Origin of the sequence: Actinoplanes sp. NPDC049118 (assembly GCF_040648555.1) — a bacterium.
Lineage (GTDB): Bacteria > Actinomycetota > Actinomycetes > Mycobacteriales > Micromonosporaceae > Actinoplanes.
This window is the reverse complement of record NZ_JBEZDY010000008.1, coordinates 41711-52720: the sequence shown is the minus strand read 5'-3', so window position 1 is coordinate 52720 and position 11010 is coordinate 41711. Positions and strand designations below refer to the sequence as shown.

The 11010-nt window shown below is 73.0% G+C and carries 9 protein-coding genes; 7 read left to right on the top strand and 2 right to left on the bottom strand.

All coding sequences use genetic code 11. The features are described 5' to 3' along the window. Positions 1–2: 2 nt before the first annotated feature. Complete coding sequence (locus tag AB0B58_RS14020; protein WP_360222866.1) at positions 3–986, top strand: glycosyltransferase family 2 protein; 984 nt, start codon at positions 3–5, stop codon at positions 984–986. Continuing rightward, on the top strand, positions 983–3268 hold the full coding sequence (locus AB0B58_RS14015) for a hypothetical protein (protein ID WP_360222863.1): 2286 nt from the start codon (positions 983–985) through the stop codon (positions 3266–3268). Before AB0B58_RS14020 ends, AB0B58_RS14015 begins: the two co-directional genes overlap by 4 nt. Here AB0B58_RS14015 and AB0B58_RS14010 read toward each other — a convergent pair. Both AB0B58_RS14010 and AB0B58_RS14005 read right to left on the bottom strand, forming a co-directional pair. Further along, positions 3265–3624: a DUF4180 domain-containing protein gene (locus tag AB0B58_RS14010; protein ID WP_360222860.1), complete on the bottom strand. Its 360-nt coding sequence runs from the start codon at positions 3622–3624 to the stop codon at positions 3265–3267. The two genes, AB0B58_RS14015 and AB0B58_RS14010, sit on opposite strands and share 4 nt — an antisense overlap. Continuing rightward, a complete protein-coding gene (locus AB0B58_RS14005) occupies positions 3617–4069 on the bottom strand; it encodes a helix-turn-helix domain-containing protein (RefSeq protein ID WP_360222857.1) in 453 nt (150 codons plus the stop codon). The genes AB0B58_RS14010 and AB0B58_RS14005 overlap by 8 nt, the downstream gene beginning before the upstream one ends. A gap of 105 nt (positions 4070–4174) precedes the next feature. On the opposite strand from AB0B58_RS14005, the gene AB0B58_RS14000 reads away from it, so the two are divergent. The 5 genes from AB0B58_RS14000 (at position 4175) to AB0B58_RS13980 (ending at position 10964) form a co-directional block, all read left to right on the top strand. Further along, positions 4175–4891 (top strand): CPBP family intramembrane glutamic endopeptidase, encoded by a 717-nt coding sequence (locus AB0B58_RS14000; protein ID WP_360222854.1) that lies wholly within the window; start codon positions 4175–4177, stop codon positions 4889–4891. A gap of 35 nt (positions 4892–4926) precedes the next feature. Further along, on the top strand, positions 4927–6633 hold the full coding sequence (locus AB0B58_RS13995; RefSeq protein WP_360222851.1) for an alpha/beta-hydrolase family protein: 1707 nt from the start codon (positions 4927–4929) through the stop codon (positions 6631–6633). Between the two features lie 82 nt (positions 6634–6715). After that, positions 6716–8023, top strand: coding sequence for a sensor histidine kinase (locus AB0B58_RS13990; RefSeq protein WP_360222848.1), 1308 nt, complete (start codon positions 6716–6718; stop codon positions 8021–8023). A 28-nt stretch (positions 8024–8051) separates the two neighbouring features. Beyond that, positions 8052–8696, top strand: coding sequence for a response regulator transcription factor (locus AB0B58_RS13985; protein WP_360222845.1), 645 nt, complete (start codon positions 8052–8054; stop codon positions 8694–8696). A gap of 72 nt (positions 8697–8768) precedes the next feature. Beyond that, a complete protein-coding gene (locus AB0B58_RS13980) occupies positions 8769–10964 on the top strand; it encodes an MMPL family transporter (RefSeq protein WP_360222841.1) in 2196 nt (731 codons plus the stop codon). The last annotated feature ends 46 nt before the right edge of the window (positions 10965–11010 follow it).

Below are 11010 nucleotides of genomic sequence, written 5' to 3'. Positions count from 1 at the left end.
TCGTGGAGAACACCGTTCTGTCGGTCGTCGTGCCGATGTACGACGAGGAGGCGGTGGTACCCGCGCTTGTCGAACGCCTCCGGCCGGTGCTCGACGGCCTCGGCGTCGCCTACGAGGTGGTGGCCGTCGACGACGGCAGCGCCGACCGCACCGCAAACCTGCTCTTCGAGCACGGCCGCACCTGGCCCGAGCTGCGCCTGGTCCGGCTGCGCCGCAACAGCGGGCACCAGGCGGCGCTCACCGCCGGCCTGCAACGGGCCAGGGGCGACTGGGTGGTCAGCATCGACGCCGACCTTCAGGATCCGCCGGAGACCATCGCCGAGATGCTGCGGGTGGCCCGCGAGCAGGGGCTCGACGTCGTATACGGCGTCCGCTCCGATCGCAGCACCGACACCGCGTTCAAGCGGCACACGGCCGGGGTGTACTACCGGCTCATGCGCCGGCTGGTCGGCGGCGACGTGCCCGCGCAGGCCGGCGACTTCCGGCTGCTCAGCCGTGACGTCGTCGAGGTGCTCAAGAAGCTGCCCGAGCGGGCGCCCGTGTACCGGCTGCTGGTGCCGTCGCTCGGGTTCGCCTCGGCGGAGGTCGCCTACGCCCGGGAGCGGCGCGCGGCCGGCGCGACCAAGTACCCGCTGCGCAGGATGGTCGCCCTCGCCTGGGACAGCACCGCGAACTTCTCCGCCGCCCCGCTGCGGATCGCCACCTGGCTCGGCGCGCTCTCCTTCGTAGCATGCCTGGCGCTGATGGTCTTCGGCGTCGTGGTGTGGGCCAACGGCACGGTCATTCCGGGCTGGACCTCGCTGTTCCTGGCCGTGCTCCTGCTCTCCGCCGTGCAGCTGATCTGCCTCGGCCTGCTCGGCGAGTACGTGGCCCGGATCTACCGGACCGTGCAGGACCGGCCGACGTTCCACATCGGATTCGACTCGGCCGCCGACGACGCCCGGGCGGCCGAGATCCCGCAGCAGCGGGCGGCAGTCCTACCGTGACGGCGCTGCTCACCCGGCCGGCCGTCGCACCGGCCGCCGGGTACTGCGCCGCCCGGCGCTCGCTGCTCGCGGCCGTGCCCTGGGCGCTCGTCGCCGCGACGCTGGCGGGCGCGCTGTACCGGGCGGACGTGCCGGCCCGGGACATCGCGCTCTACGGGCTCTATCTCCTCGTCGGCGTGGTGCTGCCCGGAACGCTTGTGCACCGGGCGGTCCGGGGCAGCCGCGGCAACCTGCCCGAGGACCTCGGCTACGGCGCCGCGACCGGTCTGTTCGTGCAGATCGTGGGGTGGGCGCTGGCCGCCGCCACCGGCCTTCAGGCGCTGCTGATCGGCTGGCCGCTGCTGGTGTCGGCGGTCTTCGTCGCCGTACCCGGGCTGCGCCGGCACTGGCGGACCGCCGCGCCCTCGCCGCTGCCGCTGCGCTGGTCGTGGCTGGTGTGCGGGGTCCTGCTCGGCGTGGTCGCCTGGGGCGCGGCGGCCTGGACGACCGCGCTGTTGCCGCCCGCCGACACGGTCTACTACCAGGACCTGATGTACCACCTCGCGCTCGTGCACGAGATGACCCGCTCGATGCCCTTCGAGGTGCCGCAACTCGCCGGTGAGACCCTGCGCTACCACTACCTGTCCGACGCCGACATGGCCGCGGCCAGCATGATCACCGGGATCCCGCCGGCGACCGTCATACTGCGGCTCTGGATGGTGCCGATCGGCGCGATCGCGGTGCTCGTCTTCGCGGCGCTGGCGCGCGAGGTCAGCGCCAGGTGGTGGGCCGGGCCGCTGGCCGGCGGCGTCGCACTCCTGGGGCTGCCGCTCACCCTCGGCGCGCCGATCGAGGCGGACGGCGGGAGTGCGCTCTCGTTCGCCAGCCCGTCGCAGACGTACGCGATGCCGTTGCTGGGTCTGCTCGTGGCGATCGTGATCGACCTGCTGCGCGGGCGGCGACTCGGCCCGGCGTGGTTCGTCGCGCCCCCGCTGGCGCTCGCCTGCGCGGGCGCCAAGTCCAGCGCGCTGCCGCCGCTGATCGCCGGCCTGGCGCTGGCCGGCCTGGTCGTCTGGGTGCGCGACCGGCGGTTCCCGCGCGCGGTGGCCGGGCTGCTCGCCGCCCTGGTCGCCGCGATGCTCTTCGGCGCCCGCCTCTTCGCCGGTGGGGGAGCGGGAGCGCTGGGCGTGCAGCCGCTGAGCGTGCTGCGCTGGATGGAGCCGTACGGCATGACGCTGGGCGTCGGCGACGGCATCGTGCCGGACGGGCTGATCGCCCCCGGCGTGCAGGGCGCCGGCGTTGCGGGCGGCTGGTTCATCGCCTGGCTCGTCGCCTGGTGGCTGCTGATGCAGTCGCCGCGGCTGCTCGGCGTGCTGTCCCTGGGGCGGCGCCCGGACCCGGTGGCCTGGCTGCTGGGCGGGATGGTGGTCGCCGGGGCCGGCGCGGCCTGGATGTTCTGGCACCCCTCGGCCAGCCAGCTCTACTTCTTCCTCTGCGCCGCGCCGTTCGGCGTGGTGCTGACGGTCCGGATGCTCGCCGAGCGGACCCGCCGATGGTGGGTGCCGCTGGGTGGGCTGGTGGCGGGCGCCCTCTGGGCGATACTCGCGCCGGCGGTGACCGCACCGGCGCCGGCCGCGATGGGCGCCTGGGCCTGGACGCTCGCCGTGCCGGTGCTCCGGACGCTCGGTTTCGTGCTGGCGGCCGCGGTCCTGGTGCTGGCCCTGCGACGCCGGCTCCGGGTCCTGGTGACGGCCGGCACCGCCGCGGTGCTCGGCGCGAGCCTGGCGGCCGGACTCGTGAGGCACACCGAAACGTTGTGGCACGACGCCGACGGGACCGGGCGCGCTCAGCCGCTGGCATCCCGCCTGATCAGCCAGGAGGAGATGCGGGCCGCGCTGTGGCTGGACGAGCACGCCGGCAACGACGACGTGGTGGCGACGAACGTGCACTGCATGGCGATCGCTCAGAGCCGGCCGTGCGACTCCCGGGCGTTCTGGGTTGCCGGGCTCGGCGGCCGCCGCACGCTCGTGGAGAGCTGGGGCTACTCCGACGCCGCGGTCGCGGCCCACGGCGCCGGCGGCGTGTCGTACGCGCTGCAGCCGCCGCCGGACCCGGGCCGGTACGCCCTGAACCAGCGGGCGTTCACCGCCCCGGACCCGGCCGACCTGGCCCGCCTGCGCGAGGAGTACGGCGTGCGGTGGCTCTTCGCCGACGCCCGTGCCGGCGCGGTCGCGCCGGCCCTGGACGAGCTGGCGCGGCCCCGCTACACCAGCGGCCCGGTGACCGTCTACGAGCTCTATTAGCCGAGGTGGGCGTCGAGGGCGGGAAGGTCGGGCACGAACCAGATGTGCCGGCCCCGGTTCGACTCGTGTACCAGGGCCTTCAGTGAGGCGCTGGCCTCCAGCCGCTCGGTGATGTCGCCGACGATCGCCAGCCGGATCTGGTAGTTCACGAACTTCTGCATGACCTCGCCGGCCAGGCCGGTGCGCAGCTCGAAGAAGTCGTCGCCCAGCCGCGACGCCGGCAGGGCGACCACGTCGGAGCGGGTGAACGCCGCGCCGATGAGGTCGAGGGCGTCCTGCACCCCGGCGAGCACCGGACCGTCCGCGGCGCAGACCAGCACCGGCACGCCGTTTCGCTCGAGCACCTGGTCACTCATCGTCTTCCTCCTTGTCGAGCAGGCCGTTTCCCGGGCCGAGCAGGTCGCCAACCAGCCGCACGATGTCGGCGGTGGCCGCGGGGCCACCCAGGATCACGATCTTCATCCGGTAGCGGCCCTCGTCGTGGATCGTCTGGATGCGCAGCGGCTCCGGGGAGTCCCGGGGTGCCTGCGCGCCGGCGGTCAGCAGGGTGCTGAGCCGGCTCGCCGCGGCCGCGCCGATCCCGTCGATCTGCACGATGCTGGACACCTCGACGTGCCGCCGCCCGGGGACCGCGGCGGCCGGCTCGCCGGTCAGGGCCGCCAGATCGGCCTGGGTTATCCGGTACTGCTTGCCGATCTTGACCGCCTTGAGCCGGCCGTCGCGGACGTAGTTGCGGACCGTCCGCACGTGCAGCCCCAGCAGCTCTGCCACCTGTTCCACCGAGTACAGGTCACTCCTCATCGCTCCCTATCCTTCGGCTTTCAGGGGAAAATACGGTAATGAGCTTACCCGTCCCATCCGCCACGGGTGAGGCGGGCGGGGTGCGGTGGCGGTGATGATCGACACGTGACCGCCGAGCCGTGGATCCGCTGGGTGCCACCGTCGCGGGCCCTGGTCCTGACGGTCGGGCTCATGATGACGGTCGCCGTCGTCGGGCGTTTCGGGCCGCACGGAGGAATGCTCGTCGCCGGGCCGCTCGGCGCCGTGTTGCTGCTGCTCCTGGCCCGCCTCGCCGGGCTCGACGCCGACGACGTCGGCCTGGGCCGCCGGTCCTGGCGGCGCGGCGCGGCGTACGCGCTGGTCTGCATCGCGGCGGTCGCCGCGGTCTACCTGGTCGCCGCCGCGCTGCCCGCCACCCGGGCCGCGTTCCTCGACGAGCGGTACCGCTCGAGCATGGGCACCGCGCTGGTGACCGCGTTTGTGGTGATCCCGCTCGGCACGATCCTGTTCGAGGAGGTCGCCTTCCGCGGGGTGCTCTGGGGGCTGCTGCACAAACAGTGGGGTGCCACCCCGGCGACGCTGGTGTCGTCCGCGCTCTTCGGGCTCTGGCACGTGCTGCCGTCGCTGCGCCTCAACCGGGTCAATCCGGCCGTGAGCAACCTGGTCGGTTCGGGCCCGGCCGGGCAGGCCCTGGCCGTCACCGGTGCCGTGCTGTTCACCGGGACGGCCGGACTGCTCTTCTGCGAGCTGCGCCGGCGCAGCGGCAGCCTGCTGGCCCCGATCGGCCTGCACTGGGCGGTCAACGGCCTCGGCGTCCTGGTCGCCGCCGGCCTGGCGGTGTGACATCGATGGCTAGCGATGGAGAGGGCGTACCGGAGATGACAACCACGACCTCGCGGCCGGAAGCACCCCCGGAGCCGGAGCAACCGCGGGAGCCGCGGCCCGGCTGGTGGCGGCGGCTGCTGCACCGCCGGCACTACGGCTTCGTCGGCCTGCTCGGCGCGGTGACCTGCTTCTGCCTGTCGCTGACCCCGTCGCTGCTGCCTCGCGGGCCCGGGTTGCAGGGCGTCGTCGGCGGCATCTCCGCGGCCATCGGGTACGGGCTCGGCGTGCTGGCGGTGTGGCTGACCGGCAAGCTGCTCAACCGACCGATGCCCCGCCCCGGCCGGATGGCCTGGCGGATCCTGGCCGCCGTCTCCGCGGTCGCCGTGCTGATCTTCCTCTACCTGGGCGCCGCCTGGCAGCGGGACATCCACGAGATGATGGGCGTCGACGCGCCGGCGCGGCCCGGCTATCTCCTCGTCATCCCGGTCGCCCTGCTCCTCGGCGCCGGGCTGGTCGGCCTGATGCGGCTGCTGCGGCACCTGGCCCGCGGCGCCGGCCGGCTGCTCGGGCGGGTGATCCCCGCGTCGACCGCCCGGGTGATCGCCGGCCTGGCGGTGATCCTGCTCGCGTTCGGCGTGCTCAACGGCGTGGTGCTCGACGGGTTCTTCGCCGTCACCGACAACAGCTTCAAGGCGATCAACGCCGAGACCGAGCCCGACGTCACCCAGCCGGACGATCCGCTGCGCTCCGGTGGCCCCGGTTCGCTGGTGTCCTGGGCCTCACTGGGCAAGCAGGGTCGCAACTTCGTCGCCGGCGGACCCAGCGCGGAGCAGCTGAGGGGCTTCGGCGGCCTCGGCGTCGATCAGCCGATCCGGGTGTACGCCGGCCTGGACTCCGCGCCGACCTCGCGGGAACGGGCCGCGCTCGCCGTGGCGGAGTTGCAGCGCACCGGCGCGTTCGACCGCGAGGTCCTCCTGGTGATCACCACCACCGGCACGGGCTGGGTCGACTCGGGCGGCGTAGACCCGGTGGAGTACATGTACAACGGCGACTCGGCCATGGTCGCACTCCAGTACTCCTACCTGCCGAGCTGGCTCTCCTTCCTGGTCGACAAGGAACGCGCCCGGGAGGCCGGGCGGGACCTGTTCAACGCGGTCTACGGAGCCTGGTCGAAGCTGCCGCTGGGCCAGCGGCCGAAGCTGCTGCTGTTCGGCGAGAGCCTCGGCTCGTTCGGCGCCGAGTCGGCGTTCAGCGGCGCCGACGACATCCGCAACCGGGTCGACGGGATGCTGCTCGTCGGCCCGCCCAACCGCAACGAGCTGTGGCGGGAGTTCGTCGCCGACCGGGACCCGGGCAGCCCGGAGATCCTGCCCACCTACGAGAACGGCGCCACGATCCGTTTCGCCCGTGATCCGGCGACCGACCTGGACCGGCCGGCGACGACGTGGTCGCCGCCGCGGGTCGTGTACCTCCAGCACCCCTCGGATCCGATCGTGTGGTGGGGACCGGGGCTGATGGCGAGCCGCCCCGACTGGCTGGAGGAGCCGCGGGGCGCCGACGTGTCGCCCGATATCCGGTGGTACCCGCTGGTGACGTTCTGGCAGGTGACCGCGGACATGGCGTTCTCAACCGGGGTGCCGGCCGGGCACGGGCACAGCTACGGCGCGGAGCCGGTGGCCGCCTGGGCCGACATCGCACCGCCGGACGGCTGGACACCCCAGCGGACGGCGGACCTGACCGCGCTCATCGCCGAGGGTTGAGCGGGGGGTCGGGTTAACCCTACTGTCGACTGGGCGGACAGCGGGATCGGTTGGGAGGCCGCCGATGCCTAACGTCAACGACATGACTACCGCACCCGCCCCGGGAGAGCTCGGCCCCAGCCTGGCTCAGCGCCTCTTCCGCCAGCTCGGGCTGGACACCCTGTACATCCTGATCGGCTTTCCGCTGGGCCTGATCACGATCGTGCTCTTCACGGTCGGCTTCTCCCTGGGCATCGGCACGCTGATCATCTGGGTCGGGCTGCCGGTGCTGCTGGCCACGTTCATGATGGCGCGCGGCTTCGCGGTCCTCGAGCGGGCCCGGCTGGGGCCGGTCTTCGGCCACCCGGTGCCGCCCGTGGTCTACAAGCGTGCCCCCGGCGGCGCGAGCCTGGTGCGCCGGCTGCTCACCCCGCTCGGCGACGGCCAGTCCTGGCTCGACCTGCTGCACGGCATGTTCCGCTTCATTCCCAGCACGATCGCGTTCAGCTTCGCCATCACCTGGTGGGCGGGCGCGATCGGCGGCCTGACCTTCCCGCTCTGGGACTGGTCCATCCCGCGCGGCGCCGGCGACGAGGACCTGCCGATGCTGCTCGGCCTGGGCGACGCGTACTCCACCCGGGTCATCTTCCACATGGCGATCGGCTTCTTCTTCGCCGGCACGCTGTACCCGGTGATCCGCGGCGTGACGCTGCTCGAGGCGGTCTTCGCCCGGGGCCTGCTCTGCGGCGTCAACGAGCTCCGTGAGCAGGTCGCCGCGGCACAGGCGGCCCGGGACATCGCGCAGGCGCAGAAGACCGCGGCCGTTTCGGCCGAGGCGACCGCGCTGCGCCGCCTCGAGCGGGACATCCACGACGGCCCGCAGCAGCGGCTCGTCCGGCTGGCCATGGATCTGAGCCGCGCCGAGCAGCAGTTCGCCACCGACCCCGAGGCGGCCCGGGCCACCGTCGCCGAGGCGCTCACCCAGACCCGGGAGACCCTGGACGAGCTGCGGGCGCTGTCCCGCGGCATCGCGCCGCCGATCCTGGTCGACCGGGGCCTGCAGGCGGCGCTGACCGCGCTGGCCGGCCGGTGCACGGTCCCGGTCGACCTGGACGCCCCGCCGATCTCCCGCCTCGACCCGGCCATCGAGACGACCGCGTACTTCGTGGTGGCCGAGGCGCTCACCAACGTCGCCAAGCACAGCCACGCCACCGAGGTGCGGGTCAGCGTGCAGCCGGCAGCGACCGGCCTGATGATCACTGTCGCCGACGACGGCATCGGCGGCGCGAGCCTGGCCAAGGGGCACGGGCTGGCGGGCCTGGCCGACCGGGTCCAGGCGGCCGGCGGCGTGATGAGCGTGGCGAGCCCGGCCGGCGCCGGAACCACCATCACGGTGGCCCTCCCCCTGTAGCCGGGGAGCAGCGCCTAGGCTCGTCGGCATGCGGGTGGTGATCGCCGACGACGCCGTGCTGTTGCGCGAGGGTCTGATCCGGCTGGTGGAAGAGAACGACTGCACCGTCGTCGCGGCCGTCGGCGACGGGCCGTCGCTCGTCGACGCGATCGCCACGCACCGGCCCGACGTGTCCATCGTGGACGTCAGGATGCCGCCGACGCACACCGACGAGGGTCTGCGCGCCGCCGTCGAGGCCCGGGGCAAGGTGCCGGGCAGCCCGGTGCTGGTGCTCTCCCAGTACGTCGAGGTCGAGTACGCCGACGACCTGCTCGCCGACCGCCGTGGCGCGGTCGGCTATCTGCTCAAGGACCGGGTCGCGGAGATCGCCGAGTTCATGGACGCGCTGCGCCGGGTGGCGGGCGGCGGCACCGTGCTCGATCCCGAGGTCGTCGGCCAGCTGCTGGTCCGGCGCCGCCGCGACGACCCGCTGCGCAATCTCACCCCGCGCGAACGTGAGGTCCTCGGCCTGATGGCGGAGGGCCGCTCCAACACGGCGATCGCCCGCAAGATCGTGGTGACCGAGGGCGCGGTGGAGAAGCACGTCCGCAACATCTTCACCAAACTCGACCTCGCGCCGGACACCGAACAGCACCGCCGCGTCCTGGCCGTGCTGGCCTACCTGCAGTCGTAGGGTTAGCCCTACCACCGAAGCGCCAGGTCACCGGATCGATAGCGTGCGGCTTTCTCCCTAGCGTCGGTTGTCATGAAGCACAGGGAGAACGTCACCGGAATCGCGGCTCGGGCCGCGCTGTGGAGTGCGCGGCATCGCACTGTGGCGATACTCGGATGGATCGCCTTCGTCGTCGGCATCACCATCGTCAGTGGACAGATCGGCACCCGCGAGGCCTCGTACAGCGACCAGGGCCACGGGGAGTCGGGCCGGGCCGACCGGATCGTCGAGCAGGCCGGCTTCCCGGTCCGGCCGGCCGGCGAGATGGTCCTCGTACAGGGCGCGGACCGGGACCGGGCCGTCGCCGACGTAACCAAGACCCTCACCGGGCGGGCGGGGGTCGCCGACGTCGCCGACCCGCTCGTCTCGCCCGACGGCGGGTCGACGCTCGTGCCGTTCACGATGAGCGGCGACCCGGAGACCGCCAAGGACCGGGTCCTGCCCCTGCTCGACGCCGTGGCGGAGGTGCAGCGGCGGCATCCCGGCGTGCTGGTCGCGGAGGCCGGCGACGCCAGCGGCGACAAGCTCATCGGCGACTCGCTCGACGAGGGCCTGACCCGGCTGTCGATGCTCTCCATCCCGGTCTCGCTCGGCATCCTGCTGGTCGCGTTCGGTGCCGTCGTCGCCGCGGTGCTGCCGGTCGGCCTCGCCGTCACCGCCGTGGTCGCCGCGATCGGCCTGCTCGCGGGGGCGAGCCGCTTCGCGCCGACCGTCGACGAGACGATGCACGTGATGCTGCTGGTCGGCCTCGCGGTCGGCGTCGACTACTGCCTGTTCTACATCCGCCGGGAGCGGGACGAGCGCCGCAACGGCGCCGATCCGCATCGGGCACTGGTCATCGCCGCTCAGACGTCCGGCCGGTCGATCTGGATCTCCGGTCTCACCGTCATCGTGGCCATGTCCGGCATGTTCTTCACCCAGGACGCCACCTTCACCAGCTTCGCGGTGGGCACGATCCTGGTGGTGGCGACCGCGGTGCTCGGCTCGCTGACCGTGCTGCCCGCGCTGCTCTCGGCACTGGGCGATCGGGTCGACGCGCTCAAGATCCCGGGCCTGTACCGGCGGCGCAACGACGGCCGGATCTGGAACGCGGTGCTGCGGGTCGTGCTGGCCCGGCCGCTGATCTCCACGGTCCTCGCCGTCGGCGTGCTGGGCGTGCTCGCCGCGCCGATGCTCGACCTGCGTACCAAGGGCGAGAGCATCGAGGACGTCTCGCCGAACTCGTCGATCGTGCAGACCTACGTGAAGATCAACGAGGCCTTCCCGAGCGAGACGGTGCCGGCCGAGGTGGTCGTGCAGGCGCCGACGGTGCGCGGCGCGCGGTTCGAGGCGGCGCTCGCGGACTTCCGCCGTGCGGCGGCGGCGACCGGCCGGTTGCGCGAGCCGATCGACGTGCGGGTCAACCCGGCCGGTACGGTCGCGGTCGTCTCGGTCGGCCTGGCCGGCAACGGCAGCGACCGCACGTCGGAGCGCGCCGTGCAGGCGTTGCGGGACAGCGTGGCCCCGGATGCCTTCGGCAAGGTGCCGGGCGCGACGGTGGCCGTCACCGGCGACACCGCCGGGAGCATGGACTTCAACGAGCGGCTGGACGAGTCCCTGCCGTGGGTGTTCGGCTTCGTGCTGGGGCTGGCGTTCCTGCTCCTGCTGGTGTCGTTCCGCTCGGTGGTGGTCGCGATCACCGGCGTGGTGCTCAACCTGCTGTCGGTCGCGGCGGCCTACGGGATGCTGGTCTTCGTCTTCCAGTACGGCCACTTCGAGTCGTTGCTGGACTTCAAGTCCGGCGGTGGCATCACCAACTGGATGCCGCTGTTCCTCTTCATCATCCTGTTCGGACTGTCGATGGACTACCACGTCTTCGTCCTGAGCCGGATCCGCGAGGGGCACGACCGGGGCCTGCCGACCAGGCAGGCGGTGTCACAGGGCATCGGCAACACGGCAGGCGTGATCACCAGCGCCGCGGTGGTCATGGTGGCGGTCTTCGCCCTCTTCGCGACCCTCCCGCTGACCGCGACCAAGGAGCTCGGCGTCGGCCTGGCGGCGGCGGTCCTGCTGGACGCGACCATCATCCGGGCGGTACTGCTGCCGGCGGTGATGGCCCTGCTCGGCGAGAAGAACTGGTGGCTTCCCCGCTGGCTCGGCTGGCTACCGCAGGTCGCGCACGAGCCGCCGCCCCCGGCGGTCGGCCCGGCGGCCCGGGACGACGAGCGGGAGCTGGCTCACACGGCCTGACGGCACAGCAAAGGGCGGCCGCGTCAGGGGCCGCCCTTTGCCACAC

What these genes read in the sequence shown, in the direction of transcription:
- AB0B58_RS14010 (WP_360222860.1), bottom strand. Translation starts at nt 3,624, where the DNA reads ATGAGTGACCAGGTGCTCGAGCGAAACGGCGTGCCGGTGCTGGTCTGC.
- AB0B58_RS13980 (WP_360222841.1), top strand. Translation starts at nt 8,769, where the DNA reads ATGAAGCACAGGGAGAACGTCACCGGAATCGCGGCTCGGGCCGCGCTG.
- AB0B58_RS14005 (WP_360222857.1), bottom strand. Translation starts at nt 4,069, where the DNA reads ATGAGGAGTGACCTGTACTCGGTGGAACAGGTGGCAGAGCTGCTGGGG.
- AB0B58_RS13995 (WP_360222851.1), top strand. Translation starts at nt 4,927, where the DNA reads ATGACAACCACGACCTCGCGGCCGGAAGCACCCCCGGAGCCGGAGCAA.
- AB0B58_RS13985 (WP_360222845.1), top strand. Translation starts at nt 8,052, where the DNA reads ATGCGGGTGGTGATCGCCGACGACGCCGTGCTGTTGCGCGAGGGTCTG.
- AB0B58_RS13990 (WP_360222848.1), top strand. Translation starts at nt 6,716, where the DNA reads ATGACTACCGCACCCGCCCCGGGAGAGCTCGGCCCCAGCCTGGCTCAG.